The organism is Evansella clarkii (assembly GCF_002019695.1).
Lineage (GTDB): Bacteria > Bacillota > Bacilli > Bacillales > Salisediminibacteriaceae > Evansella > Evansella clarkii.
In genome coordinates this window covers 535,243-561,389 of the sequence record NZ_KV917376.1, presented here as the reverse complement: position 1 = coordinate 561,389, position 26,147 = coordinate 535,243, and the positions used below count along the sequence as shown (strand labels likewise).

Sequence of the window (26,147 nt, the reverse complement as noted above, 5' to 3'; positions counted from 1 at the left end):
TGTAACCGGATTTGTATGAGTGAATACTTTAGAGGGTTACCCCTGTGCGCATCACCCGTTACACTTTAATCAAGTTCCACCGAAAGGATTTCCCCCGTGTAAGCATCAATGATAATTACAGCTTCCACATCTGTTTCGTCGTTTTCAATTTCAATTTCATAGACGAGCCGGCCGCCTTGCTGCTCCAGATCCACATCGTCCACCTCGCCCTGGAATTCTTCTAAAGCAATATCGATTGCCTGCTGTCTGCTGATCGGGCCAGCCGGAGTTTCCTCTTCCCGTGCTTCAAGAGTGTAGAGGAGCACTTCCCCGGTAAATCCGTCCAGCTGAAAAGAACCTGTACCTTCATCCTGTTCTACGGTTACACGGAAAATTGTCCGCCCCTCCCGTTCTGCCTGCTCCACCTCGGTAATTACTGCATTTTCTCCTGCAGACTCAAGCACTATGCTGTTAATTTCCTCAGCTGAAAGGAGCTGCTGTTCCCGGTCCCGGTTTTCGTTTAATGTAAGCAGCTCTATATCCTCGATCATTCCAGAGACTGCGTCCACCATAACATAATATAATCCTTCGGCAGTGGCTATTTCCGTATGGTAAACAAGGCGGTTTTCATGCTGTCCGGAACGAATATCCTCCACCTGGCCGTTGTACCGGTCTTCAAGCATTTCTGCTACTTCAGCTTCCGGGAGTGCCGCATCTGTCGCCGTACTGAAATATATAACCAGAGCGGCGAGGAGCACTCCTGCCACATAAACAGAGGCTATTATTTTCTTCCTCATCTCTCGTTCACCTCTTTACGGGGCAGCTCTACGGTAAAGGCCGAACCATGCCCTTCTATGCTGGCCACGGTAATGGAGCCTTTATGCGCCTCCACAATGGCTTTGGCTATGGACAGGCCGAGTCCTGTGCCGCCGGTTTTCCTGTTTCTCGCTTTATCCACGCGGAAAAAACGTTCGAAAATATGCGGCAGCTCTTCTTCCGGAATGCCAATACCATAATCCTTCACCTTAATAGTCAATGTTTTGTCAGAAGCTGTAACAGAAACGTCCAGTTCTTTATCGCTGTATTTCATGCCGTTCTCAAACAAGATAAACAGCAGCTGCTTTATTTTTCCCTCATCAGCAAGAGTCGCGGTATTGTCCTCACTGCACTGTACATTTACAGGCCTGTTATACACAGCTTCAATTTTTCGCGCTATATCTGCCGCGGCCTCACAAAGCTCGATCCTGGAAAAATGAAGTGTTTCTTCATTTTCACCGGAAGCGAGGGCTAGCATCTGGTTCGTCATTTCTTTCATTCTTTGTGATTCCGTATCTATAGCGTCAGCAGCTTCCGCTACAACTTCAGGCCGTTCCGAACCCCAGCGTTTCAGGAGCCTGGAATAGCTGCTGATTACAGTAAGGGGAGTTTTCAGTTCGTGGGAAGCATCAGAGACAAATTGCCGCTGTTTATCAAAGTTTTTCTTCAAAAGTTCAATCATATGGTTAAATGTCCGTCCCATTTCAGCAAGCTCATCTTTTGATTTTTCATCAATAGTGATTTTTTTAAAGGTTCCTTCCTCACGAATTTCATTCATTGTGGCGACAAGGGCTTTTATTGGCGCGAGAATAAACCGGCTGAGAGCCCTGGCTGCGAAAAAGGATGGAACGAGAATGACAATGGAGGCAATCCCCAGGATAAGCCGGAGAATTCCCAGTGTTTCCTCAAAAGCAGCAAGAGGAGCGATAAACTCCAGGCTGACAACAGAGCCATCTGCCCAGATCACCGGAGTCTTCGCACTGGCGAAAAGTACGCCGCCAAATTCAAAGTGAGCTGTAGTTTCCTGGCGGGTGAAGCGGGTTTCAATATTATTAAGGGCAAACTCCTTTGTGACAGAAACGGGAACCTCTTCGTTTTCTCTGATGATCCTGATGAGCCCGTTTTCTGGAATGGAGGCGCCCATATATGCAGCGGCTGTTTCCTGATCGTTGCCGTATGTCTGTAATGCTTCAGCAGCCGTCCTGGACTGGGAAAGAACCCGCTCAAGTTCAGCGTTCAGAGTGTAATGGTGGAACATATAATAAATGCTCGTATTAACTGCCAGAAGAAGCACAAGCAGGGAAACGGTGGAATAGAGGGTGATTCTGTGTCCGAGTTTCATTTACACCTGCTCCTTCAGGACGTAGCCCACTCCACGAACCGTATGGATAAGGGGAGTGGTGAACGGCTTGTCAACCTTCTGGCGCAAATACCGAATATAAACATCCACCACATTTGTGTCCCCGTAATAATCAAACCCCCATACATGGTTGAGCAGCTGCTCTCTTGTCAGAACCTGGTTTGGATGGCTGAGCAAGTACAGGAGAAGGTCGTACTCTCTCGGTGTTAATTCAATACTCGTTTCTGCTCTTGTGACTTCCCGGGTCTTAATGTCCACGGTTAAATCAAGGAAGGCAGCTTTATTGTCTTCCTCTGCGTCAACGGCCTTGCGAGTATGGCTGAACCGGAGGGAGGCACGGATTCTTGCGAGAAGCTCTTCAATTTCAAAAGGTTTAGTGACATAGTCGTTTGCCCCCTGGTCAAGGCCCGTTACTTTATCAACAACAGCGTCTCTTGCTGTAAGCATTATTACAGGAGTTTCATTTCCGGCCGCTCTCATCCTGCGGAGGACTTCGATGCCGCTAAGTTTTGGCATCATGACATCAAGAAGGATAAGATCCCAGGATTTTTCCTGAAGTGCCTGCCATGCAGCCAGGCCGTCTTCGAGAATATCTGTCTCATAGCCCTCATATTCCAATTCCAGTTTCACTACCCGGGCGATATTTTCTTCGTCTTCTACAATCAGAATTCGCGCACTTCCCATTTACTTACATCTCCTCTTTAAAAGTCTCAGTTTTAATATAGTTTACACGAAAATGATTGATTTGAGGACTGCAGGAACCATAAGGGCCTCCAAACCTGATAAGAATAGTTGCTGTAAAAAAATACAACTGGATTTCTGGATGACAGAGGACGATATAACTAGTGAAAAACATCCAGGATTAATGATGACAACTATGAAGGGGGAAAATGATGGGGATGAATGAAAGCAAGACAAAGAGGAAGGCAAAAATGGGGCTGCGGCTGAAAATGGCTCTGGCTGTCGCTGCCAGTTTAATCGTCAGTGTCCTTCTTGCAGCCTTTGTTAACTATTTAGTCGATTTTATATACGATGGCAGGTTTAACATAATCGTGGACAGTGCAGTAATGTTTATTATTGTTACATTGTGCATTTCGCTTGTAATCAGGAGGGTGGTCATACAGCCTATACAGGACATTCTGTATGAGGTAGAAAAGGTTGCAGAGGGTGATCTTATGAGAGAAATCAGCCATAAATCCGGCGATGAGATTGGACAGCTTGCCGTCTCATTCAACAGGATGACATCAAATTTGAGGGATTTGATCGATCAGGTATTAACCACGTCAGATCAACTGGCATCATCAGCACAGCAGCTGAGCGCAAATGCGGAAGAAACCTCAGCTTCCACAGAACAAATCGCGGCATCTATCCAGCATGTTTCCAGCGGGGCGGAAGCTCAGCTGGAAAAAATTAATCACTCTGCAGATGCGGTGCGCCAAAACTCTGCAGAGATGGAGCAAATAACAGAGAAAATAACAGCACTTAATGAGGTGACTGAAACGGCATCTGAAAAAGCTGGTGCCGGGGGACATGTTGTTGAAACGGCAGTAAGGCAAATGGATATCATTCACTCAAATTCCTCAGAAGTTGGGAAAGTTATTTATTCACTGGATGAGAAATCCGCTGAAATTGAAAAAATCGTCTCCCTGATCTCTGAAATCTCCGAACAGACAAATTTACTTGCACTGAATGCTGCCATTGAAGCAGCCCGTGCAGGAGAACATGGAAAAGGTTTTTCTGTTGTGGCAGATGAGGTGAGGAAGCTTGCCGAGGAATCAAAGACGTCCGCAAAAAATATCTATAGTCTGATTCGCGAGATACAGGAAAATACAAAGCTTGCTGTAGATTCGATGGCAAAAGGAGAAAATGCCGTTAACGAAGGAAGAAAAGTTGTTAACGATGCAGGTGCTTCTTTTAAGGATATATCTCATTCTATTGAAACAGTAGTGAGCACGATGGAGGGAGTATCCCTGTCCATACAGGAAATGAACAACCGTACAAAAGTTCTAGCTGAAGACATGGATGAGGTAAATAAAATCACGGAAGAAACTGCAGGCCATACGCAGGAAGTGGCAGCGTCTACAGAAGAACAAACTGCAGCCGTGGAAGAAGTCAGTTCAGCAACGACCACGCTGGCTGATATGGCTCAGGAGCTTCAGTCCGCTTCGGAAAAATTTAAAACTAACTAACAAGAGTCCCGATTTTTACCACTATTAAACAATTTACGAAGCAGGTGAGCCCGTGGCACTGGAAGGAGCTCACCTGTTTAACGAAACTAATATTATACATGTATAGCGAGCGGCCGGGGATGATCCCCGGTCTTTTTTATAAAATAAGAATGTATAAATTTCGAAGATAGTTGTCCAGTTCCAGCACCTCGAAGTACTGTGTGAAGAGGAAAAAGCAGCTATTTAATTATGCTGTCCCGAATTACTCACTCAAGGGATGAATTAAAGCGGCTCATTCAGGAATTGAGATGGTTGAACAACGGGACTGAACGTACGAATGAGGCTGATTCAGGAATTGGGATGGTTGAACAACGGGAGTGAACGTACGAAAGCGGCTGATTCAGGAATTCAATCGATTGAACAAAGCAACTGAACGTACGAAAGAGGCCGATTCAGGAATTGAATCGGTTGAACAACGCAACTGAACGTACGAAAGCGGCTGATTCAGGAATTCAATCGATTGAACAAAGCAACTGAACGTACGAATGAGGCTGATTCAGGAATTGAATCAGTTGATCAACGCAACTGAACGTACGAAAGCGGCTGATTCAGGAATTCAATCGATTGAACAAAGCAACTGAACGTACGAAAGCGGCCGATTCAGGAATTGAATCGGTTGAACAAAGCAACTGAACGTACGAATGAGGCCGATTCAGGAATTGAATCGCTTGAACAATGCAACTGAACGTATTAAAGCGGCTCATTCAGGAATTGAATCGATTGAACAACGGGAGTGAACGTACGAAAGCGGCTCATTCAGGTATTGAATTGGTTAAATGACACTACAGTCCAACGAGCATATGGCAGCAAGTAGCCTCAATAATACTACTACAACACGTATATATAATCGAGGGGGATGAGGCAGTGTCTGGATCAGCGGAGCGGTTACTCGTTCCAGATATAGAGCCCCGCTCGTATCCAAGGCGCTTGCGCTTTTCTTTAAACAAAACAGATTAGTCCTATTGTCCGCCTTTCGAGTCTTGTTGTATAGTACAAAAGTAATGTTTTAAGTGGGCGTGCAGTTAGGCTATGTGTGGCTTTTAGCACAGTAAAAAACATCAGGAGGAGAGCAAACGGTGAAAAGTTTAATGAATAAGCTGAAAATCAGTACGAAATTAAATCTCGCTTTTATAAGTATTATCATTGTTTTTGCAGTGGTTGTAGGAATAGTTGTCCAGTCTCAGGTAACGAGCGGAGTGAAGGGATCTGCTGCGGAAAAGGCAGCCAATGATCTGGAACTTGCAAATTATATGCTTAACTATTACTATCCGGGCGAGTGGGAAATCATTGGCGGAGAGCTCCATAAAGGAGATGAATCCATTTATGAAAACTTTGAAATTGCCGACCATATAGGGGAAACAATCGGCGGGCTCGTAACAGTATTCCAGCATAGACAGCCAATTACGACGAACCTGCTCATTGAAGGAGAAAGAGCGATCAGTTCAGAGGCTACCGGCCAGGTAGTGGATGTTGTGCTGACAGAAGGAAATAATCTGTATGGAGAGGCAGATGTGCTCGGCACTGATATGCAGACAGGCTATATGCCAATCATGGATATAAACGGGGAAGTTATTGGCATGATTTTTGTAGGGGCGTCTCAGGAGTTTATTAATGAAACTGTTTCCGGAGTAATGAAAGTAGTTTTTATCGTTCTTGCAGTAATAATTACGTTCGGTGTATTAATGTTTTACTTGATTTCGAAAAAAATGGCCCGGCGCCTGGAAAGTCTCAATAAAGTTATGTTAAAAGCTGGGGAAGGGGACTTCACTGCAGATGTTAAGGATGATTCCCGGGATGAAATCGGCCAGCTTGCGGCAGGATTTACAAAGATGAAAAAGGACCTGAAGGCGTTAATTCAGCAAGTGGCCGGAACTTCTGAGCATCTCGCTGCCTCGTCGGAACAACTGGCAGCCAGTGCTGAGGAAACCAATAAGGCAACCGGGGACATTTCTGATTCTGTTCAGCAAGTCGCTTCAGGCTCTGAACAGCAGGCAGACAGTACAAAGAACGTCCAGGGGATCGTAAGCGATATAACGTCAGGAATGGAGGAGATCGCTTCCTACATCCAGACAGTAAGCCAGTCCTCCGTACAGTCTGCTGAAAAGGCCGAACAGGGATCAGGTGTTATTGTTGAGACCGTTAGCCAGATGAATAAGATTCAGGAAAAAACATCATCTACAGCAGCAATTATCGAGCAGCTCGGAAGTAAATCTGATAAAATCGGAGAAATTGTATCCCTTATTACAGATGTAGCTGACCAGACTAATCTGTTAGCTCTGAATGCAGCAATTGAAGCGGCAAGAGCAGGAGAACACGGGAAAGGTTTCGCTGTTGTGGCTGATGAGGTAAGGAAGCTCGCAGAACAGTCACGCGATTCAGCCCAGCAAATCAGTTCAGTAATCCGTGGAATTCAGGAAGATATTGATGAATCTGTAGTTTCGATGGGAGAAGGACGTACGGCTGTTTCTGAGGGAATCGGTTATGTAAATAAAGCGGGAAGTACATTCCAGGACCTGATTCAAGATATTAACCTTGTTTCCACACAGGTGGAAGAGGTATCAGCATCTGTTCAGGAAATATCGGCTGGTGCAGGGGCAATGGTTACTGCGATTCAGGAGACTTCGGAAATTTCCGAAGCATCCGCTGGCTACACCCAGAATGTTGCAGCAGCGGTGGAAGAGCAGACGGCCTCCATCGATGAAATTTCTGCGGCAGCTGAAACGCTTGCAGGGCTGGCAGAAAAACTGCAGTGCACAGTGAAAAACTTTAAAATGTAGTTTTAACGGACGGTGCAGTTTCCCCAAAGGAGACTGTGCCTTTTTTATACGGTAATTTTTTCTTATATTGAGAAGTCCCGGTTTTCCTTAGGAATAAATAGCTGTTTTTCCACAATTTACTTTTTTTCTCTCCAAAAAACAGGAAGTTATGCTGAGGCTGTTTAAATAGGGAATATCCAGCTCAAGCTTACACTTTAAATTTTCATCCAGTTTCCCGTCAGAGAAGGTTTCTGGCAGCTGGCAAACGTTGTATAAGGGGGCGCGAATGAACAGGGATACGTATAATAAAATTAATGTCCTGTCCAAGGAACTGAATGATCTCCTTAACGAAATCCATGAGTCTTCAAAACGTTTTGAAAAGCTTACTTTGAAGCTGGTCGTTTATAATTCTTCCCTTTATCTCTGGCAGAAAATCCGTACAGTGAGAGGCGGTCTTGCAGCGGCCGGTATATCTGCCGGCGGAATAGCTGCATATACAGCGGATGCTTTCGAATACATTCTGGCCCTTCCTGCCAGTTCTATTGTTGTCCTCGCTGTAATAATTATCTTATTAGCAGGCGCTTTGCTTCGGAGCCTTGTCCTTGAGGAAATGAGTACGATCGGCAGCGATATGTTCCATCTTGGGGTATATGAGAAGCGGAAGAAAAAGGAGTATTCCTCCCTTGTCACCCTTGCGCGGGAAAAGGACTTTATCATGACGCTAAAGGAAAGGCTGGAACAGGAGCTTCAGGAAGATCCGGAGAAACTCTGGGTGGAACTGAAGCAGAAGCAGGAAGTTATTGAAGAGAAGAACATGCAGATCGAAGAGAAAAATACAGCGATTGAGCAGAAAAATGATGCGCTTAATACACTTCTGGAGGAACTTGACCGTTCAGAAGATTCAGCTGTATTTTTTAAGGAGAAATCAGACTTTCTGATCGCAATTCTGTATCAGCTGAAATCAAAACTGAACCTGCTCGTAAATGACCAGTTTAATCTTGATAACATCGACTTTGGCTCAAATTATACACTTTATCAGGCAGCTGAGGACGGTCTCCACTATATTGGAGGCTACGGTGTGAATAAGGCAGAGTTTGATGTTTTCATCCCTTTGGAAAGGGAAGATGATAAATACATCCGCTCTATGGAAAAAACACAGTCAGACCCTTTAATTATTGGTGATTTTATCTCCTGGAAGCGGACGCTGCAGGATGGGTCCGAATGGATACTGTCTCTGCACCTGGATAATTCAAACCGGGACAAGTTGAATGCAGCCGAGGAAACTGGTAAACTGAACTTGACGATAACGCAGGAAGTTCTCTGGATATGCTGCGAACTGCTTAATAAATTCGCAGGTGATATCAGGCCGGACAACGGGAAAGGTGAGGTTTGATTATGGGACAAGCTGCTAAAGAGAAGCCATATTCCACACAACTCTCCGACAATTATATGCTGAAGCGGAAACAGAAAAATAAACATGCCCGTGAAAAAGCACTGAAGGCATTAAATTATAATAACGGCAATAATGAAAATGAAAAACAAAACGATGAACAAGCTGGCAGAGTTAATTAACTGCCGGCTTTTATTTTTGAAGTTATATAAAGTGAGCCTTCTCCTGTATCAGCGGTGGGATTGTGAGCTTTTCGGGGAGGCTATTCAGGACAAATTCCGTTATAGAAGGATGAATATGTCCAGCAAAGAAGAATTGCAGGACAAATATAGTTGAAATGAGTGCAATTTGTCCAGAAAAAGAGATTTGCTGGACAAATTTCAACCAAACAGCAAAGATTTGTCCAAAATAAGCAGTGAGAATGTATTTATTTTCCATTTCGAGGTGGTAATCTGGACAAATTCCGTAATAAAAGGATGAATTTGTCCAGCAAAGAAGGTTTGCAGGACAAATATTGTTGAAGTGGGTGCAATTTGTCCAGAAAAAGAGATTTGCTGGACAAATTTCAAACAAACTGCGAAGATTTGTCCTGATTCCTTGTAATCAGCCCACCCTTTTAAGGAAGTGACCTCGAATATTAAAAAGAGCGCCTCCACGTATTTTTAAGTGGAGGCACTCTTTTTTTCTGGTGAATCTTCAGTTACTTTCCCAGCGCTTTTTTCGCCTGTTCCCTCGCCTTATCATTTCTTTCCTTTAATTCCTGCACAACTTTATCCGCGAGCTTAGATGAATCTGATTCTGCTTTAAACATATATAATTCCTCCTGACCATGCTTGTCCTCTTACTCTTACCATCTAACATGGTTTCCAACTCATAATATTATTATTCAGCGGCAGGAGGAATCGCGAGGGTAACAGAAGCCCTTTTTTGTTATAAGCCGTCAGAGAGTTAAGGATAATACATTTTTTTAAAACAAGGCCATTACTCCGCCTATTAAAGTGAGTGCTATTACATGATAGCCAGCCGCGATCAAAAAAACATGGAGCGCGTTCTTCGTACTGGTTCCAAGCCCGAAAATAAAATCCTTTGAATAAGCAAGGGATACAATTAATCCAGTCAATAAGCCGGCGAAAGCCCCGCCGATAAATGTTTCGGCCCCTGAAAACCGGATAAGCCCGAACAAAATGAGAGAAGTTAAAAGTGTGACAAAGGATAATAGCCCGTAATTGGGCTGCTCAGGATTTTTGATGTTTAACAGATCGACCCACCGGTTCCCCAGCACTGTGTAATAAATCATTCCCGAAACCATATAAATAACGGCTCCGGCTATAATTGCGAGAATCATCATCATGCTTGTTTGTTCCCCTTTCAAAATTACATGAATTTATATTATACCTTTTGCAATTATACCTTGATTAATGAAAGAAAAGGGGAAGAAAAAATATATTTACCCTACCCTTTTGGAGTATAAAGGCATACATATAAGCAGGCAGCATCTGATTCTGGTTGGAAGGAGCAGAGTAAAATGACAATAGGCGAGCTTTATGACGAGGCGGTTAAGGGCGGGCATTCAGGACTGGTCTATTTACTGGAATGGCTTGTTTACGAACAGGGGGTAGGGATGGAGCGGGACGCCAGGAATGTGGAATATATCCTGGAGAAATACGGTGAGTCCCTGAACCATCCAGTAGGTGAATATAAAAAGCGCCAGGATTTTTATCTGTAGACCGGAATGGTTGCGCAAGTTCAAATGCCGTTCGCACGATAAGGCAGGAGATTCGTACAAGTTCCGTTATGGTTTGCACAACTTCCCCGGCTTACGCATAACTTTAATCCACTTTTGCACAAGTCAGTACATTTATCCAAACGTGCAGTCATCCTCCACTACTCATCCCTCATAAAAGATTAGCCACCAAATAAAGAAGTATACTAAAATAAGACAAGTGTGCAGCAACTATTCAAATTAAACTGGAGAGAGGGTACACCATGTGGGAATTGCTACTGGCGATGCTTGAACGGCTGGGAATTATCGTCGCAGTCGCCTTTATCATGACGCGGTTTAAATTTATCCGCCATTTAATTGACCGGCGGGAACTCAGCCGAAAACATAAAATAAGTGTGATCATTGTGTTTGGACTCTTCGGAATTCTGGGAACATATTCCGGGCTCACCGTAAATATTGAACAGGCTTCCTATGACAGATGGGCTCTGGACATCGGGGAAGGGGAAGCAATTGCCAACTCCCGGGTTATTGGTGTCGTTGTCGCCGGACTGCTGGGGGGCTGGGCAGTGGGCCTTGGAGCCGGAGCCATAGCAGGTGTTCATCGTATGTTTTTAGGCGGATTTACTGGTATTGCCTGCGGGCTTGCCACTATTATTGCCGGGCTTATTGCTGGTTATTTTTATAAACGGAACAAGAACCACCGGATCATATCTTTGCAGACGGCTCTATTTGCCGGAGCAGTTGCGGAGGCAGTTCAGATGCTGATTATCCTTCTTGTTGCCCGTCCCTTTGAACAGTCGGTGCTGCTTGTTCAGGCAATCGGTGTACCGATGGTGGTGGCCAATGGAATTGGAGCAGCAATTTTCATCCTGATCATCCGCAACGTATTTTTCGAAGAGGAAAAAATGGGGTCTCTTCAGGCGCAGAAAGCCCTGAAGCTTGCAGATTATACACTGAAATATATGAGGAAAGGGCTGAATGAGCAGTCCGCTCAGGCTACGTGTGAAATCCTTTTAAAGGAGACACGGGCGGATGCAGTGTCACTTACGAACAAAGACAGAATACTTGCGTTTGTCGGAGCAGGCAGCCAGTATCATTTGCTGAATGAAGAAATAATGACCGGGGCAACAAAGCAGGTTCTCAGAGAAGGTGAGCTGATGATCGCGGACTCTGAGGAGATTTACTGCGGCTTTATAGAATGCCCGCTGGAAGCCGCCGTCATTGCCCCGTTAAAAATAAAAGACACGACGATAGGGACTTTGAAATTTTACTTTAAATCAGAAGACGATATGACTCAGACGGCAGTGGAACTGAGTAAAGGTCTGTCAACCATCCTAAGCCACCAGCTGGAGCTGTCGGAAGTGGACCGCCACCTTGAACTGGCAAAACAGGCGGAAATTAAAGCCCTGCAGGCGCAGGTGAGCCCCCATTTTCTTTTCAACGCCCTGAATACAATTGTGGCTCTCATCAGAACGGACCCGAAAAAAGCACGGAAACTGCTCATATCTTTATCACATTTTTTCCGGCAGAATCTCTCGGGTACGAATATGACCGAAACGTCATTAGAGGAGGAGCTGAAACATGTTAAATCGTATCTGGAGATCGAAGAGGCGAGATTTTCGGACAAGCTTACAGTGGACTTCGATGTTGATAAGGAAGCACTGCCTGTGAGGATTCCGCCGATGACACTCCAGCCACTAGTTGAAAATGCCATTAAACATGGCGTGAAACAGCTGCGGGAGGAAAGCTTTATTTTTATCCAGGCAAAGAAACGGGATAATAGTGTTTTACTCTCCATCAGTGACAACGGTGCTGGCATTTCCGAGGAGAGGCTCAAGGAACTGGGCTCTGAGCCTGTGGTATCAGAGACCGGGACGGGAATCGGCCTTTCCAACGTGAACAGAAGACTAGGGATGATGTATGGAGAAGAGATGAAAATGGAAATTGACAGTGAAGCAGGGAAGGGAACAACCATTGCATTTACCCTCCCTGTAAGAAACAGAGGTGAACGAGATTGAAAACTGGAATCCGTGTAGTTGTCGTAGATGATGAGCCATACAGCAGAGATGAGTTGAAGTTCTTACTGGGGCAGTACGACGATATAGAAATTGTCGCTGAAGCAGATTCAGGGGAAAAAGGGCTTGAGGTAATTATGAAAAACGAACCGGATGTAGCATTTCTCGATATTGAAATGCCCCGGATGTCGGGAATGGAGCTGGCCCAGGCATTAAAAAACATGAAGAAGACGCCGCTCATTATTTTTGCCACAGCCTATCCAGACTACGCAGCTAGAGCTTTTCGCGTTCAGGCGCTGGATTATATACTGAAGCCCTTCGACGAAGAGGAGCTGGCAGAGACAATTGCGATGATCAGGGAAAGACTTGGGGCATCTGTTGCAGGAGCGGGGGAAAAACAGGAGTTTCTTCTTTCACCTGCTGCACGACTTGCAGTGGAAGGGGACGGCAGGATCGTCTACTTGTCCCCGGAAGAGATTACTTATATGTTCCGTGAAGAAAGAGAAACAGTGATTTGCACAAAGGATGAGAAGTACAGTGTCAGGACAACGATCAAAGATCTTGAAGCAAAGCTCAAAGGCTATCCATTTTTCCGTACACATAAAAGCTATCTCGTCAATCTGAATAAAGTGAATGAACTAATCCCATGGTTTAACGGTGCTTACCAGGTAAAAGTGGAGGGCAGCAAAGAAGAAATACCTGTCAGCCGCAATTATGTTAAGGAACTGAGGGACCGTCTTGAGTTATAATAAGGGATAAGGGGGAGGAGGAAATGGGTAAAAAGGAAATTTTTGCTGGATTAGCTATTGCTCTCATTATTGGTGTGAATGTTTATAATTTAGTACGCCTGGCAGAACTGGATAACAAACTCCCCTATTTGGAAGGCCTGTCCCATGATATCAGCAACGTAGGCTGGTCTGTAACGGAATTATCAGAGGACATGAACGAGATGAGGGAGCAATTTGTTCAGGAGCAGGCGTGGGTGCAGGAAAACGGATATGAAATCCAAAATATTGATACTGTGGAAAACACGGTGGATTTGCTTTTTGAATGGCGTTTTCGTGAGCTTGCCGATAATGAGGAAGTGGCTTTCCTTTATCGTTTAGGGAGCGGGGAGGAATGGACGGAGCTTGATGCTGTCCATATGAACGGGCTTAATTACTCCTTGGAGCACAGATTCCCTCTGGACAGCAATATAAGCACACAAGTAATCGCCCGGTCAGAGTCTGAAAGCCGGAGTGATGCTCTGTTTGAGCTTGATTTCTATGACCAGCTTTCTTCCCGTGTATTCCTGAACCCCAATATTCTTCCTGTAAACCAGGAGGAGTTTGAAGTTCATATCGACATTACTAATAATACAGATGAGGAATTTGTTATGGCAGGGAACGTGGAGGATATGCGCATAACGGAGGCTTCTGCCTTTCTTTATTATCAGGGAGAACTCCTGCACGAATGGGACATTCTTGAGGGAGCTCACAATAGTTATACGAGCGAATATAGTGAGGAGTATTTTTTCTACACACTGGTTGAGCATGAGGAAGCCAGTACAGACCTGGAAAATGTTGAGCTGCGGGTGCTCGTGGAAGATGAGCTTGGCATGGAGTTTGAAACGGTGGAAAGAGGGGGTTATTAGTGCCTCCTCTATGATAATAAAACAATTATAATTTCTTGAAATATGAAAAACATTCTGATAGTCGGGGTGTTTTTTCTTGTCTTTATAAAATCCTGAAAAAAACTTCATTATATAAATCACCCATTAAATATGGCAAAAAACAAAACAAATCCACACAAAATATACAAAAACACAAAAGAAACATTGTACAAACAATGTATTCGTGCTATTATTTTCTTAAAAGTTTGATTTGTAAGCGCTTTTATATGGTTTTGAAAAAGAGAAGAATAAGAGGAGGCAGGGGTATGAAAAGATTTTCATTTAGTAAAACATTAATGGGTGCATTAATGGCGACTATTTTGCTGGCTGGTTGTGGTGACGATAACACTGGAGCATCTAATAATGGTTCAGCGGAAAACAATAATGATAATAATAGTCAAAATGAAAATAATGGTAGCAGTAGTATGGAAGGGGTCCCTGAGCGATTTACTGAGGAAGACACAAAGATACGTGTTATTCGTAAAATCGGCGGGGACGATCATACGGCGCAGTTTTTAGCTGGGGCATCGGAAGAGGGGAATTCCCTGGGGTTTGATGTAGATGTTTTTACAGCAAACGGGGATACTGCAAGGTTTCATGATGCAATCGCCCAGGCGATTGATGAGAATGTAGACGGTTTAATCATCTCCCATGGGGACGATTCAGCAACTTTTGACGCAGTGGAAGAAGCGAGAGAAAAAGGAATTGAAGTAGTTGCTTTCGACTCTATTCCTGAACTTACTGATATCGACAATGTAACAGTGACATCCCAGGATGATGAGGCTCTTGCTGAACTTGCTTTAGAACAACTGGTACAGGATTACGACGGTGAAGCAAATCTGGTATATCTCTGGGTTGACGGATTTCCCCCAATGGTTCGCCGTAATAATATTTACACAGATTATATGAATGAATATGAAGGTTTAAATGAAATTGACAGATTCGGAGTTGCAGCTGAGGATACAACGGGACAGACTCAAAATGCTGTCGCTTCAATGTTAAACGCTCATTCTGAAGGGGAAATTGACGCAATTTTCGCAACATGGGATGCGTTTGCTATTGGTGCCGCTCGTGCTGTTAATGAAGCAGGACGTGATGAAATTGCTATTTATGGAATCGATGTATCCAATGCCGACTTAGAAATTATGCAGCAGGAAGGAAGTCCATGGAAATATACAGCTGCGGTTGATCCAAAGCTTGTCGGTGCTGTAAACATGCGTATACTGGCAAAAAAATTAGCTGGAGAAGATACTCCGGATACGTATGACCTGGAAGCTACCTTAATCTCTCAGGAACAGCTCCAGGAAAGTGATGCTCCGGTAAACATGGAAAGCCTGCAGGAACTAATTCCTGGCTGGGGCCAGACAGATGAGTTCCTTGAAGACTGGATGGAAACATTAAAAGCTAATAATTAACAAGAGGAAGAGGGGGAGGCTTGTACTCTCCCCCTTTTTTGAAAGAGGTGCCATATCGCATGGAAAAAACAGTATTAGCTATGAATCAGATATCCATTGAATTTCCGGGTGTTAAAGCGCTTGATAATGTAGATTTTGAAACAGAAACAGGGGTTTCTCATGCGCTTATCGGTGCTAATGGAGCAGGGAAATCCACCTTAATGAAAGTACTTTGCGGTGCTTATGGACACTATACGGGAGAGATTTTTCTAAATGGCAAAAAGGTAAATATCCGCACTCCGAAGGATGCTCAGGATCTTGGTATACAAATTGTCTATCAAGAGGTAGACACGGCGCTTATCCCCTATTTAACTGTCGGGGAAAATATTATGCTGAACGAAACAGTCAGTGATATGGGAAAAAAGCAAGTAGTTAACTGGACCCGTATTCATAAAAAGGCCACAGAAATTTTAGAGAGTATTAATGTTAATGTGTCTTCCAGAAAACTGGTGAGCCAGCTGAGCCTTTCAGAAAAACAAATGGTTTTGATTGCCAGGGCTATTTCTAAAGACTGTAAGTTCCTCATACTTGATGAGCCTACTGCTCCTCTTAGTTTTACCGAAACAGAAGAGTTGTTTCGCATAGTTCGTGACCTGAAAAGCAAAAATGTCGGAGTTATTTTTATTTCACACCGAATGCCGGAACTTTTTGAGATTTGTGATGAAATCACAATTATGCGTAATGGAGAGTTTGTTATTAAAGAAGAAATTCCTAAGACGACAATTAATCGTGTTATTGAATATATGCTCGGACAGAAGCTTGATGATCAATTTCCTTCCAGAACGCCGATGATAGGAGAAACTGTCCTGGAAACTAAAGAACTAAGTGACCGGGAAAAAATATCTGATATCAACATGCATGTGAAAAAAGGTGAAATTGTTGGGATAGCCGGGCTTGTAGGGGCAGGAAAAACAGAATTTTGCAAGGCGCTTTTTGGTGTTACTAACAAAGTTGACGGTAAAGTACTACTTCATGGTCAGAAGCTGAGAATCCGTACACCATATGATGCTGTTAACCAAGGGTTGGCCCTCGTTCCTGAAGAACGGCGTAAAGAAGGGGTCCTTGTCCATGAAACAGTAGTGACAAATTTTTCAGCATCTAGCCTGAATAACTTCTTAAAAGTGTTCAGTTTTCTGGACTTCAGGGCAGAAGCAACTAAAGCAAAAGAAATGATCCAGAGCCTTGGAGTAAAGACCCCGTCCGAAAAAGCGATTGTTGAAAATCTATCTGGGGGAAACCAGCAGAAAATAGCTATAGGGAAATGGCTGGTTGCAGATGCGGAAGTATATATCTTCGATGAGCCTACTAAAGGAGTAGATGTAGGGGCAAAGAGAGATATTTTTAATTTAATAGCTGCTCTGGCTGACCAGGGAAAGTCTGTGATATATGCTTCAAGTGAGCTTGCGGAGATTATGGGAATCAGCGATAGAATTTACGTAATGTACGATGGAAGGATTGTTAATGAAGTGATGACAGAAGAGACAAACGAAGAGAAATTGCTACTTTATTCAACAGGAGGAAATTAATATGAACACCTCGAGCTCAGTTGATACAAAAAAAAGCAGACAGGGCTTTGACTTATTTGATTTTATGTATAAATATGGAACATTAATTCTTATCGGTCTATTAATTATCTTCTTTGCATCCATGAATCCAAACTTTTTACAAACGAGTAATCTAGTAAACATATTGCGTTCCATATCTATTGTAACAATCATTGGAGTTGGCATTACGCTGTCATTATCTGTAGATGGATTTGATCTATCGGTAGGGTCTGTAGCCTCTCTCGCAAATGCTGTAGTCATTTCCATGTTTGTCTGGTACCAGCAGCCGGTGTTTATTGCGATAGGAGCTGGTCTTTTGGCTGCGCTGATGGTAGGAGCACTCAATGCTTTTATGATAGTTAAAGTAAGAATCCCTGATTTATTAATGACATTAGCCACCATGTTTATTATACAGGGGGTCGCCCTCACATATACACGGGGAGCAACTATCTCACAAAATATGATTATGCCTGATGGAACATATGCGCAGGGTCAAATATCCCCGCTTTTCGCAAAACTTGGGCAAATACCTTGGATAATCATAATTATGCTGGTTTCAGTAGCGGTTGTTCACATTTTCTTAACCTACACTAAGCACGGGCGGTACATGTATGTGATAGGCGGGAACCAGGAAGCTGCCCGATTGTCCGGGATACCTGTTAACAAATATAAGGTGCTGGCTTATCTCCTATCAGCAACATTTGCAGCGATAGGCGGGATGGTGCTTGCTTCCAGGGTTATGACTGCGGAGATTAACGCAGGCGGTCCTTACTTAATGGACGCTGTAGCAGCAGCATTTATTGGTTTCGCTGTGCTTGGAGCAGGAAAGCCTAACGCGTTTGGAACATTTATCGGTGCTGTTTTAATAGGTATTCTCGCGAATGGTCTGGTTATGATGGCAGTACCATACTATGCCATGGATATTGTGAAAGGAACAGTACTTGCATTAGCGCTTGCTTTAACTTATTACAAGCTTAAATAAGGCGGAGGGATTAAATATGACAGTTAAAGATTTCAGGACAGCATACTTTACTATGAGTGAAGAAGATGTGACAGATTATGTTAAAACTGAGCTGAACTACTTTAAAGAAGATGCCGAGCTTAGCTGTAAAGAAATAGGCGATGGAAACCTTAATTATGTTTTTTTGGTAAAAGATGAGAGAAATAATGAATCTGTGATTATTAAGCAGGCAGGTCCTGTGGCGAGAATTTCAGATGAGTTTAAAGTGTCTCCAGACCGCAACAGGATTGAAAGTGAGATTTTAAAACTGCAGGGTAAACTGGCGGAAGGGTTTGTCCCTGAAGTTTATCATTATGATCCAGTAATGAATTGTATGGCTATGGAGGATTTATCTGACCACACTATTATGAGGGAAGCGCTGATAAATAAAGAAACATTCCCGCTGTTCTCAGATCATATTACTACTTTTTTGGTTAATACACTCCTGTTGACTTCGGATGTGGTAATGAACCATAAGGAGAAAAAAGAGCTCGTAAAGGATTTTATTAATCCTGACCTTTGTGAAATTAGTGAAGATCTTGTATTCACTGAGCCTTTTTATAATTGTACACGAAATGATGTTTTCCCTGAGATTAAAAGTTTTGTAGAACGGGAGATTTGGAATGATGAAGAATTAAAGCTGGAAGCATCCAAACTGAAGTTCGATTTCATGACTAATGCACAGTCTCTTATACACGGTGACCTTCATACAGGATCAGTGTTCATTAAGCCTGATTCCACAAAAGTGATCGATCCTGAGTTTGCTTTCTACGGACCAGCTGGTTACGATGTTGGGAACGTTATTGCTAATTTAATTTTCGCCTATATCAACGGTGTCGTCACGATGGAAGAAGGAGACAGCAAGGAACATTTCACCGGATTTCTTGAAAAAACTATTATAGAAGTGGTTGACTTATTTAAAGAAAAATTCAACACAGTATGGGACAAATGTGCCAAGGATCACATGGCGGAATCTCCAGGCTTTAAAGAATACTACTTGAATTCCATTCTTGAAAATACGGCAGGAATTACCGGCTGTGAGCTGATACGCAGAACGGTAGGCCTTGCCCATGTAAAAGATTTGACTGGTATTGAAAATAACGAACAAAGAGCCCGTGCAGAAAAAGTTTGTTTAGCTATTGGGAAATCACTGATTCTGGCCCGCGCAAATATGAAGTCCGGAATCCAGTATGCAGAAACAGCGCACACAATAATAGAAGAGTTTTAATTAAGAGGGGTGACAGTTATGGGAGCAAATGTGATCCAGTCAGTGAGGCTTGATGATGTAAACGATACTCTTGTTTTATTAGATCAGACATTACTGCCAGGAAAGACACAGTTTTTAAACTTAAAGACAGTGGAGGAGATCTGGGACGCTATTTATAAACTGAAAGTGCGGGGAGCTCCGGCAATAGGCATAGCAGCAGCATACGGGGTTTATTTAGCAGTGAAACCATCCGAAGCAGCGGATGTAAGGAGTTTGTATGAAGAATTCAAAAAAGCAAAAGAATATCTGGCTTCTTCACGACCGACAGCGGTTAACTTATTCTGGGCTCTCGACAGGATGGAGAGCTGTTTTATTGGGGAAATGAATGCTGGCAGAACTGTTCAGGAAGTGAAGGAAGCACTGCATGCAGAATCTGAAAATATCAGAGATGAAGATGCTGAAGTGTGCGAATCTATAGGCAAACATGCACTCACGTTATTAAAGCCTGAGATGGGTCTCTTAACACATTGTAATGCCGGCGCCATTGCAACAGCTAAGTATGGAACGGCTCTAGCTCCAATTTATTTAGGGGAAGAACAAGGTTATAACTTTAAAGTTTACGCAGATGAAACCCGTCCCCTGCTTCAGGGAGCAAGGCTGACGGCCTGGGAATTAGAACGGGCGGGAGTGGATGTAACTCTCATTTGTGATAATATGGCCTCCATTGTGATGAAAGAAGGACGTGTGCAGGCAGTTCTGGTTGGATGTGACCGTGTAGCGGCTAACGGTGATACCGCAAATAAGATAGGTACATCCGGTGTCGCTATTCTTGCTAAACATTATAATATTCCCTTCTATGTATGTGCTCCGTTGTCCACTGTTGATTTATCCTGCGCAACAGGGGATGATATTGAAATTGAGAACAGACGGGCGGAAGAAATAACAGAAGAATGGTATAAAATGAGAATGGCTCCTGAAGATATTAAAGTTTATAACCCGGCATTTGATGTGACGGACCACTCTTTAATTACGGCTATTATAACGGAGAAGGGTTTAGCTTATCCGGGATATGAAGGAAGTTTAAAGGCGCTTTTCGATAAATAAATCTAACGCCCCTCCATCATTTGGAGGGGCAGTTATATGAAGAGAGGTTATATGGAGCATTCTTTAAGCTTCATGAAGGGTGATTTGCTTATCTTTAAGAAATGCGTGCCAGCTATCTGACAGTTTTTCGTCAACGACCACATGCTGGATTTGATCAAAGCTGCATATTTTAGTGAAGGATGTTTTATCAAATTTAGTATAGTCTGCAATTAAAAATATTTGTTTCCCATGCTCGGCAGCGATGTTCCTAATACCGGCCTGAGCTTCGTTAGAATCAGTGATACCGTGCTCCATGCTTACAGAGCGGCAGGAAATAAAAGCGGCATCAAAAAAGTACTGCTTTAAATTATCTTCAGCCGCCCTTCCTAAATTTGACTGGGAAGAACGGGCGAAGCTGCCGCCAATTACCACCAGGTTTATATTTGGATTAGCGTTTAATGAATTAACTACTTTAATAGAATTAGTTACTACTGTAAGACTAAGATCATTTAGCATTGAGGCGATCATAAGAGACGTGGTAGAGGCATCAAGAAAAATGGAATCCCCGCTATGAATAAAAGAAAGACACTTCTTAGCGATCTTTTTCTTGCCGTCTACGTGTATAAACTCTCTGAGGTTAATATCTACATCGTTTTGTACGCCTTCAGAAATGTAAGCGCCTCCATATGTGCGGTTTAAGACACCTTCTTCTTCCAGTTGTTTTAAGTCGCGTCGGATCGTTTCCTCGGTTACTTTAAACAGCTTGGTCATTTCCGAGACAGTTAAGCTCTTTTTTTCAATAATCAATTCTTTAATTTTGTTTTTTCGTTCGATGGGAAGCATTGTCGTTTCTCCTTAACATTTATTAATTCATCAGTTATTATACCATACTTTTTAGGGTTGCATACGAAGGAAACAAGCATAAAACAAAACAAAACAACAAAAAACCAAACAAACAATTGACAAACCTTATAAAAAAGACGAAAATATAATTGAAGCAGGCAGGAAAAGAGGGGAGGTTTCCCATGAAAAACTCGAACTATTATTCTGATTTCGAAGCAAAGAAGTGGATTTGTGAAATCGGAGACAGAATCTATAAAAAGAATTTTGTCGCAGCGAATGATGGAAATATTTCCGTTAAATGCGGACCAAATACTATATGGACAACACCAACAGGAGTGAGTAAAGGTTTTATGCGCCCGGACATGATGGTGAAAATGGATCTCGGCGGGAAAGTGCTTGCCGGAAAGTACAAGCCTTCTTCCGAAGTGAAGATGCATATTCGCGCTTATAAAGAGAATCCGGAAATTAATGCAGTAGTACACGCTCATCCGCCAGTCGCAACATCTTATGCTATTGCAGGAGTAGAACTGGATAAACCTATATCTCCTGAAGCGGTAGTGCTTTTAGGGACCGTTCCTATAGCCCCTTATGCCACTCCGGGAACAGAAGAGGTGCCAAACTCCATTGCCCCATACTGTAAAGATTATAATGCTGTTCTGCTGGCAAACCACGGGGCCCTGACCTGGGGGCGGGATCTGATTGAAGCTTATTACAGAATGGAATCATTAGAGCATTATGCACTGATGACTATGTACTCCACTAATATTATTCAAAGAAGTAATGAATTAAATTGCAGCCAGGTTTCCGATCTAATAGCAATCCGGGACAAAATGGGCATAAAAACCGGAGGCACGCCTCCATGCACTGCTGATGAAAACAGGCAGAAAGACGTTAATATAGCTGATATAGTTGAGCGGGTAACCCGGGAAGTACTAAGAAAGTATCAGCAATAAAGGAGGGAACACTGATGGCCATTTCGGAAGAGGCACTGCGCCAGATCGTTCAGTCTGTTGTTGCTAATGTAGAAAAGGAACTGGGCGGAGGAGAGCTGCAAAAGGAGACAAGCACTCCCACCGCTAAGGCTCTTGCCCCGGTGAAAATGAAGACGGTTACACAGGTTCCGGAGAATACGGCGGTTGTGGGAGCGCAGGGGTCAGACGGTGTATTTGCAGACATGAGGTCGGCTGTAGAGCAGGCAGCAGAAGCACAAGCTTTATTCGTGAAGGAGATTAGTGTTTCCGAACGAACACGGATCCTTGAGGCAATTAAAAAGATTGTGACAGAAAAAAAGCGTTTTCTAGCAGAACAAGTTGTGGAAGAAACGAAGCTTGGTTCAGTGGAAGATAAAGTGAAAAAGCACGAACTGGTTGTTATGAAAACACCGGGGGTGGAAGATCTACGTACTGAAGCAGTATCCGGGGATGACGGACTGACGATTACGGAATATGCTCCGTTCGGGGTGATAGGAAGCGTCACGCCAGTGACTAATCCCACTACCACAATTATAAATAACAGTCTGTCAATGCTTGCTGCGGGAAACTCAGTGGTATTCAATGTGCACCCCTCGTCAAAACGTACTTGCCAGGTGCTAATAAGGTATTTAAATAAAGCAATTATAGAAGCCGGAGGCCCGGCAAACTTGATCACTATGGTAGCTGAACCTTCTCTGGAAACACTTGAGATTCTTGCAAGGCACCCGAAAGTAAGGCTACTGGTAGGTACAGGCGGTCCTGGCCTGGTTCGTTCATTGCTTCAATCAGGGAAAAAGGCTATTGGTGCAGGTGCGGGCAATCCTCCGGTAATTGTGGATGAAACAGCTGACTTGGCGAACGCTGCAAAATCCATCATCCTCGGAGCATCCTTTGATCACAACATTTTATGCATTGCGGAAAAAGAAGTTTTTGTGATGGAAGAGGCTGCAGATGAGCTGATCTACCATTTCCTTGAGGAAGGCGCATATATGCTTGGAAAAGATGATCTGGAGAGAGTGATGTCTCTTGTGCTTAAAGAAGACAAGCGGGATCCAGGAGCCGCGGCAGGATGTACTCTTAACCCTGCAAAAAAATACCATGTTTCTAAAGAATGGGTAGGACAGAGTGCAGAAAAAATCCTTCGCGCTATTGGCATTGAAAAGCAAGGGGTCAAACTCCTAATCTGTGAAACTGATTTTGACCATCCATTTGTACAGTTAGAACAGATGATGCCGGTTTTACCACTTGTAAGAACGGCAACTTTTGAAGAGGCTGTGGAAAAAGCTGTTTTTGCTGAACGAGGAAATCGCCATACAGCAGTAATACATTCAAAAAATGTCGACAGAATGACAGCCTTTGCCAGGGCAATAGAAACAACTATTTTTGTCAAAAATGCTTCTTCTTTAGCAGGTGTCGGTTTCGGCGGTGAAGGACATACAACAATGAGCATAGCCGGTCCTACCGGAGAAGGAGTTACCTCAGCACGGACATTTACCCGAAAGCGCCGCTGTGTATTGGCAGAAGGCGGATTTCGAATTATAGGATAAGCGGGGGTAATGATGATGAATAAGGCACTGGGGATGCTCGAAGTATTAGGTTTTAGTGTTGCTATGGCTGCAATGGACAAAGCGTGCAAACAAGGAAATATTAAAATAGAAGGAATCGACTGCAACAATCCAGTGTCTGGAGATAATGCAAAAATTCCGGTAGTTATCCAGGTGAAGTTTACGGGGGCTGTATCAGATGTGGAAGCTGCCATGGATGGTGCCAGATCAGAAGCCCTTAAGTATTTAGATGAGGAAGATATACTTGTCCGGATTGTGCCTGGAGTTGCAGATGAGCTGAAAAGCCTGCTGCCTTTGGGGAAGGTTAAGCGGAAGCAGCCGCTATAAAGGAGGAGAGCCGATGTATCAATCGTACGGATTTGTTGAAGTGATTGGATATACGGCAGCAGTGGCGTGTCTGGATGTAATGATAAAATCTGCTTACGTTACTTGTGAACAGGTGGAAAAAACAGGATCTGGATATATAACAATTGCAGTAAAAGGAGATCTCGCATCTGTACAGGCTGCATTAGAGTCAGCGGAAGAAACAGCCGCCGTCTACGGAGAGCTTATCAGGACAAAGGTGATTGCGCGGCCGTACGATGGAACTTTGTCGGTTATGGCGCAAAAAGGCAAGGAAGAAGGTGGGTTTAGTGGCTGATTATGAAGCAGTGGGACTGGTTGAAGTTAAGTACTTTACTATTGCATCTCAGTTATTAGATGCCATGTGTAAAGGTTCGAATGTGGATTTTCTCTCCAGTGAAAACTACCTTGGCGGCCGCCTGGTGACATTAGTGATCGGGGGGAGCATATCAGAAGTGCAGGGAGCGCTGGAGATTGCAAAACATGTAAACCCGAAGATTACTGCTGATTACCTGAAAGGTGCAGTGCTTATTTCAAATCCAGCTCCGGAAATAATGAATTATTTAGCTGCTGGAAAGGAAGATTCTCAACAAATATCAGAGGAGGAAAATGAAAATGAATGAATCTATTGGAATTATTGAGACACGAGGTTTAACCGCGGCAATTGAAGCGACGGACGCTATGCTTAAAGCAGCGAATGTAGAAGTTGTAGGCAGTGAGAAAATTGGTTCAGGCCTGGTATCTGTAATGATTAAAGGTGATGTGGGGGCAGTAAAGGCTGCAACAGAAGTAGGCCAGGAAGCTGCGCAGAGAATCGGTGAGCTTGTAGCAGTACATGTCATTCCGAGACCGCATGCTGAATTAACTAATCTTTTACCTGGAAATAAATAAGGAGGCTGAAAAATGAATAGTTCATTAGGAATTATTGAAACGAGAGGTTTGACTGCAGCAATTGAAGCAGCAGACGCAATGCTGAAAGCTGCAAATGTAGAGATAGTTGGAAGCGAGAAAATTGGCTCTGGACTGGTTACTGTGATTATTCAGGGAGAAGTAGGAGCAGTGAAAGCCGCCATTGAAGTGGGAACAGATGCAGTGCAGCGTACAGGTGAACTGATTGCCGCTCATGTAATTCCCAGGCCGCATGGTGACGTAGTAAAAATTCTTCCTATGCTTCAGTCTTAATAATGACAGGATGTGAAGAGGATGGTGAAGAGGGAAAGGCTCGTAGAAGAGGTAACGGTTAAAGTTTTAGAGATTCTGAGAGCAGAAGGCGTCCAATTGGCAGGGCCTGCTGAAACTGATATGATCCCTGTCAGTGTATCTGCACGTCATCTGCACCTTTCACCAGACCATGTTGCATACTTGTTTGGAGATGGGTATGAACTGACACCGTTTAAAAAAATATCCCAGCCTAATCAATATGCATGTAAAGAACAGGTAACTCTCGAAGGTCCAAAAGGACAGATTGAAAGAGTGCGAGTGTTAGGACCTGCCCGAGGCCGGACTCAAGTCGAAGTGTCTCGTACAGACGCCCGTATACTTGGGTTAAAGCCGCCGGTCCGCCATTCCGGGGATCTGGAGGGTTCTTCTCCGGTAATAATAATAGGTCCTTCAGGCCGCCGTCTTGAACTTGAGGAAGGATGTATAATTGCGGACAGGCATATCCATATGACTCCTTCAGATGCATCTAATTACCAAGTTGCCGATGGTGAGAAAGTTGCTGTAGAAGTATATGGCGAGAAGCCGGGCATTTTGAAGAATGTGACAATCCGGGTGAAGGACTCCTATGCTCTGGACATGCACATTGATACAGATGACGGAAATGCATTTTTAATAGAAGGAAGCAGCAGTGTGAAGCTGCTTAGAGAGGATGAGTGACGGTCATGTTAATGGGGAAGGTCATTTCAAACGTTGTCTCAACACGTAAATATGAAGGGCTCCAAGGGTATAAACTGCTTGTGGTCCGGCTCACTCACACTGCCGAACCGTCCTATGTCGTGGCGGCAGACACTATTGGCGCCGGACGGGGAGAGCATGTGCTATTAACTACAGGAGAACCTGTCCGTTACGGCCTTCATCGCGAAGCTCCAATTGATATGCTTGTAGTAGGAATTATTGACCAGGAGCCCGTTTTTGAGGAAGCCGATTAGAAATGGCTCCTGGACTACTGCAGGTATTGATCGAAATAGCTTTATTCGCCGTATTTAAATCATAAGTTGT

General features: G+C 43.7%; 28 protein-coding genes. 23 read left to right on the top strand and 5 right to left on the bottom strand.

Going from position 1 to position 26,147, the window contains the following annotated elements; genetic code table 11:
* Positions 1-65: 65 nt before the first annotated feature.
* From BK582_RS02550 to BK582_RS02540, 3 genes are read right to left on the bottom strand one after another with little or no spacing between them, the layout of a single operon-like run.
* Positions 66-776 (bottom strand): PepSY domain-containing protein, encoded by a 711-nt coding sequence (locus BK582_RS02550; RefSeq protein ID WP_078592826.1) that lies wholly within the window; start codon positions 774-776, stop codon positions 66-68.
* A complete protein-coding gene (locus BK582_RS02545; protein ID WP_078592825.1) occupies positions 773-2,137 on the bottom strand; it encodes a sensor histidine kinase in 1,365 nt (454 codons plus the stop codon). The genes BK582_RS02550 and BK582_RS02545 overlap by 4 nt, the downstream gene beginning before the upstream one ends.
* On the bottom strand, positions 2,138-2,839 hold the full coding sequence (locus tag BK582_RS02540) for a response regulator transcription factor (protein ID WP_078592824.1): 702 nt from the start codon (positions 2,837-2,839) through the stop codon (positions 2,138-2,140). It abuts the gene before it with no gap.
* A gap of 61 nt (positions 2,840-2,900) precedes the next feature.
* Here BK582_RS02540 and BK582_RS27590 point away from each other — a divergent pair, with 61 nt between their 5' ends.
* The 5 genes from BK582_RS27590 (at position 2,901) to BK582_RS26730 (ending at position 8,711) form a co-directional block, all read left to right on the top strand.
* Positions 2,901-3,062, top strand: a complete 162-nt coding sequence (locus BK582_RS27590; protein WP_218190697.1) for a hypothetical protein — start codon at positions 2,901-2,903, stop codon at positions 3,060-3,062.
* Complete coding sequence (locus BK582_RS02535) at positions 3,055-4,344, top strand: methyl-accepting chemotaxis protein (protein WP_218190696.1); 1,290 nt, start codon at positions 3,055-3,057, stop codon at positions 4,342-4,344. The genes BK582_RS27590 and BK582_RS02535 overlap by 8 nt, the downstream gene beginning before the upstream one ends.
* Positions 4,345-5,459: 1,115 nt before the next feature.
* A complete protein-coding gene (locus BK582_RS02530; RefSeq protein ID WP_244895325.1) occupies positions 5,460-7,160 on the top strand; it encodes a methyl-accepting chemotaxis protein in 1,701 nt (566 codons plus the stop codon).
* Positions 7,161-7,425: 265 nt separating this feature from the next.
* Complete coding sequence (locus BK582_RS02525) at positions 7,426-8,532, top strand: hypothetical protein (RefSeq protein WP_078592822.1); 1,107 nt, start codon at positions 7,426-7,428, stop codon at positions 8,530-8,532.
* Between the two features lie 2 nt (positions 8,533-8,534).
* Complete coding sequence (locus BK582_RS26730) at positions 8,535-8,711, top strand: hypothetical protein (protein ID WP_169910667.1); 177 nt, start codon at positions 8,535-8,537, stop codon at positions 8,709-8,711.
* Positions 8,712-9,496: 785 nt separating this feature from the next.
* Here the strand turns inward: BK582_RS26730 and BK582_RS02515 are convergent.
* Positions 9,497-9,901 carry a DUF1761 domain-containing protein gene (locus BK582_RS02515; protein ID WP_236939283.1) on the bottom strand — a complete coding sequence of 135 codons (405 nt, stop codon included), beginning with the start codon at positions 9,899-9,901 and terminating at the stop codon, positions 9,497-9,499.
* Positions 9,902-10,054: 153 nt separating this feature from the next.
* Between BK582_RS02515 and BK582_RS02510 the strand changes: the two genes are divergently transcribed.
* The 9 genes from BK582_RS02510 (at position 10,055) to mtnA (ending at position 20,227) form a co-directional block, all read left to right on the top strand.
* A complete protein-coding gene (locus tag BK582_RS02510) occupies positions 10,055-10,255 on the top strand; it encodes a hypothetical protein (protein ID WP_078592820.1) in 201 nt (66 codons plus the stop codon).
* A gap of 260 nt (positions 10,256-10,515) precedes the next feature.
* Positions 10,516-12,270, top strand: a complete 1,755-nt coding sequence (locus BK582_RS02505; RefSeq protein WP_078592819.1) for a sensor histidine kinase — start codon at positions 10,516-10,518, stop codon at positions 12,268-12,270.
* Entirely contained in the window at positions 12,267-13,016 is a 750-nt protein-coding gene (locus tag BK582_RS02500) for a LytR/AlgR family response regulator transcription factor (protein WP_078592818.1), read from the top strand. The genes BK582_RS02505 and BK582_RS02500 overlap by 4 nt, the downstream gene beginning before the upstream one ends.
* A gap of 23 nt (positions 13,017-13,039) precedes the next feature.
* Positions 13,040-13,900, top strand: coding sequence for a hypothetical protein (locus BK582_RS02495; RefSeq protein WP_078592817.1), 861 nt, complete (start codon positions 13,040-13,042; stop codon positions 13,898-13,900).
* A 284-nt stretch (positions 13,901-14,184) separates the two neighbouring features.
* Positions 14,185-15,333, top strand: a complete 1,149-nt coding sequence (locus tag BK582_RS02490; RefSeq protein ID WP_078592816.1) for a sugar ABC transporter substrate-binding protein — start codon at positions 14,185-14,187, stop codon at positions 15,331-15,333.
* 59 nt (positions 15,334-15,392) lie between these two features.
* The gene (locus tag BK582_RS02485) at positions 15,393-16,898 is read left to right on the top strand and encodes a sugar ABC transporter ATP-binding protein (RefSeq protein WP_078592815.1); all 1,506 of its coding nucleotides are present in this window, start codon (positions 15,393-15,395) and stop codon (positions 16,896-16,898) included.
* A 1-nt stretch (position 16,899) separates the two neighbouring features.
* Positions 16,900-17,898: an ABC transporter permease gene (locus BK582_RS02480; protein WP_078592814.1), complete on the top strand. Its 999-nt coding sequence runs from the start codon at positions 16,900-16,902 to the stop codon at positions 17,896-17,898.
* 16 nt (positions 17,899-17,914) lie between these two features.
* The gene (gene mtnK / locus BK582_RS02475) at positions 17,915-19,144 is read left to right on the top strand and encodes an S-methyl-5-thioribose kinase (RefSeq protein ID WP_078592813.1); all 1,230 of its coding nucleotides are present in this window, start codon (positions 17,915-17,917) and stop codon (positions 19,142-19,144) included.
* Between the two features lie 18 nt (positions 19,145-19,162).
* Entirely contained in the window at positions 19,163-20,227 is a 1,065-nt protein-coding gene (gene mtnA / locus BK582_RS02470; RefSeq protein WP_078592812.1) for an S-methyl-5-thioribose-1-phosphate isomerase, read from the top strand.
* A gap of 63 nt (positions 20,228-20,290) precedes the next feature.
* Here the strand turns inward: mtnA and BK582_RS02465 are convergent, their stop codons facing one another.
* Positions 20,291-21,049 carry a DeoR/GlpR family DNA-binding transcription regulator gene (locus BK582_RS02465; RefSeq protein ID WP_078592811.1) on the bottom strand — a complete coding sequence of 253 codons (759 nt, stop codon included), beginning with the start codon at positions 21,047-21,049 and terminating at the stop codon, positions 20,291-20,293.
* Positions 21,050-21,231: 182 nt separating this feature from the next.
* Between BK582_RS02465 and BK582_RS02460 the strand changes: the two genes are divergently transcribed.
* Genes BK582_RS02460 through BK582_RS02420 form a run of 9 tightly spaced genes read left to right on the top strand, consistent with a single transcriptional unit; the run spans position 21,232 to position 26,077 of the window.
* On the top strand, positions 21,232-22,002 hold the full coding sequence (locus BK582_RS02460; protein ID WP_078592810.1) for a class II aldolase/adducin family protein: 771 nt from the start codon (positions 21,232-21,234) through the stop codon (positions 22,000-22,002).
* Positions 22,003-22,016: 14 nt separating this feature from the next.
* The gene (locus BK582_RS02455) at positions 22,017-23,567 is read left to right on the top strand and encodes an aldehyde dehydrogenase family protein (protein ID WP_078592809.1); all 1,551 of its coding nucleotides are present in this window, start codon (positions 22,017-22,019) and stop codon (positions 23,565-23,567) included.
* A gap of 9 nt (positions 23,568-23,576) precedes the next feature.
* Positions 23,577-23,912 carry a BMC domain-containing protein gene (locus BK582_RS02450; RefSeq protein ID WP_244895324.1) on the top strand — a complete coding sequence of 112 codons (336 nt, stop codon included), beginning with the start codon at positions 23,577-23,579 and terminating at the stop codon, positions 23,910-23,912.
* 13 nt (positions 23,913-23,925) lie between these two features.
* The gene (locus BK582_RS02445) at positions 23,926-24,225 is read left to right on the top strand and encodes a BMC domain-containing protein (protein WP_078592807.1); all 300 of its coding nucleotides are present in this window, start codon (positions 23,926-23,928) and stop codon (positions 24,223-24,225) included.
* On the top strand, positions 24,218-24,550 hold the full coding sequence (locus BK582_RS02440) for a BMC domain-containing protein (RefSeq protein WP_169910759.1): 333 nt from the start codon (positions 24,218-24,220) through the stop codon (positions 24,548-24,550). The genes BK582_RS02445 and BK582_RS02440 overlap by 8 nt, the downstream gene beginning before the upstream one ends.
* Positions 24,543-24,818, top strand: coding sequence for a BMC domain-containing protein (locus BK582_RS02435; RefSeq protein WP_078592805.1), 276 nt, complete (start codon positions 24,543-24,545; stop codon positions 24,816-24,818). Before BK582_RS02440 ends, BK582_RS02435 begins: the two co-directional genes overlap by 8 nt.
* Before the next feature lie 12 nt (positions 24,819-24,830).
* The gene (locus BK582_RS02430; protein WP_078592804.1) at positions 24,831-25,109 is read left to right on the top strand and encodes a BMC domain-containing protein; all 279 of its coding nucleotides are present in this window, start codon (positions 24,831-24,833) and stop codon (positions 25,107-25,109) included.
* Positions 25,110-25,130: 21 nt separating this feature from the next.
* On the top strand, positions 25,131-25,805 hold the full coding sequence (locus BK582_RS02425; protein ID WP_078592803.1) for a phosphate propanoyltransferase: 675 nt from the start codon (positions 25,131-25,133) through the stop codon (positions 25,803-25,805).
* A gap of 5 nt (positions 25,806-25,810) precedes the next feature.
* A complete protein-coding gene (locus BK582_RS02420) occupies positions 25,811-26,077 on the top strand; it encodes a EutN/CcmL family microcompartment protein (RefSeq protein WP_167553368.1) in 267 nt (88 codons plus the stop codon).
* Positions 26,078-26,147: the final 70 nt, after the last annotated feature.

Coding starts and splice junctions, on each gene's coding strand:
- BK582_RS02550 (WP_078592826.1), bottom strand. CDS start 776: ATGAGGAAGAAAATAATAGCCTCTGTTTATGTGGCAGGAGTGCTCCTC.
- BK582_RS02545 (WP_078592825.1), bottom strand. CDS start 2,137: ATGAAACTCGGACACAGAATCACCCTCTATTCCACCGTTTCCCTGCTT.
- BK582_RS02540 (WP_078592824.1), bottom strand. CDS start 2,839: ATGGGAAGTGCGCGAATTCTGATTGTAGAAGACGAAGAAAATATCGCC.
- BK582_RS02535 (WP_218190696.1), top strand. CDS start 3,055: ATGAATGAAAGCAAGACAAAGAGGAAGGCAAAAATGGGGCTGCGGCTG.
- BK582_RS02525 (WP_078592822.1), top strand. CDS start 7,426: ATGAACAGGGATACGTATAATAAAATTAATGTCCTGTCCAAGGAACTG.
- BK582_RS26730 (WP_169910667.1), top strand. CDS start 8,535: ATGGGACAAGCTGCTAAAGAGAAGCCATATTCCACACAACTCTCCGAC.
- BK582_RS02510 (WP_078592820.1), top strand. CDS start 10,055: ATGACAATAGGCGAGCTTTATGACGAGGCGGTTAAGGGCGGGCATTCA.
- BK582_RS02505 (WP_078592819.1), top strand. CDS start 10,516: ATGTGGGAATTGCTACTGGCGATGCTTGAACGGCTGGGAATTATCGTC.
- BK582_RS02495 (WP_078592817.1), top strand. CDS start 13,040: ATGGGTAAAAAGGAAATTTTTGCTGGATTAGCTATTGCTCTCATTATT.
- BK582_RS02490 (WP_078592816.1), top strand. CDS start 14,185: ATGAAAAGATTTTCATTTAGTAAAACATTAATGGGTGCATTAATGGCG.
- BK582_RS02485 (WP_078592815.1), top strand. CDS start 15,393: ATGGAAAAAACAGTATTAGCTATGAATCAGATATCCATTGAATTTCCG.
- BK582_RS02480 (WP_078592814.1), top strand. CDS start 16,900: ATGAACACCTCGAGCTCAGTTGATACAAAAAAAAGCAGACAGGGCTTT.
- mtnK (WP_078592813.1), top strand. CDS start 17,915: ATGACAGTTAAAGATTTCAGGACAGCATACTTTACTATGAGTGAAGAA.
- mtnA (WP_078592812.1), top strand. CDS start 19,163: ATGGGAGCAAATGTGATCCAGTCAGTGAGGCTTGATGATGTAAACGAT.
- BK582_RS02465 (WP_078592811.1), bottom strand. CDS start 21,049: ATGCTTCCCATCGAACGAAAAAACAAAATTAAAGAATTGATTATTGAA.
- BK582_RS02460 (WP_078592810.1), top strand. CDS start 21,232: ATGAAAAACTCGAACTATTATTCTGATTTCGAAGCAAAGAAGTGGATT.
- BK582_RS02455 (WP_078592809.1), top strand. CDS start 22,017: ATGGCCATTTCGGAAGAGGCACTGCGCCAGATCGTTCAGTCTGTTGTT.
- BK582_RS02450 (WP_244895324.1), top strand. CDS start 23,577: ATGATGATGAATAAGGCACTGGGGATGCTCGAAGTATTAGGTTTTAGT.
- BK582_RS02445 (WP_078592807.1), top strand. CDS start 23,926: ATGTATCAATCGTACGGATTTGTTGAAGTGATTGGATATACGGCAGCA.
- BK582_RS02435 (WP_078592805.1), top strand. CDS start 24,543: ATGAATGAATCTATTGGAATTATTGAGACACGAGGTTTAACCGCGGCA.
- BK582_RS02430 (WP_078592804.1), top strand. CDS start 24,831: ATGAATAGTTCATTAGGAATTATTGAAACGAGAGGTTTGACTGCAGCA.
- BK582_RS02425 (WP_078592803.1), top strand. CDS start 25,131: ATGGTGAAGAGGGAAAGGCTCGTAGAAGAGGTAACGGTTAAAGTTTTA.
- BK582_RS02420 (WP_167553368.1), top strand. CDS start 25,811: ATGTTAATGGGGAAGGTCATTTCAAACGTTGTCTCAACACGTAAATAT.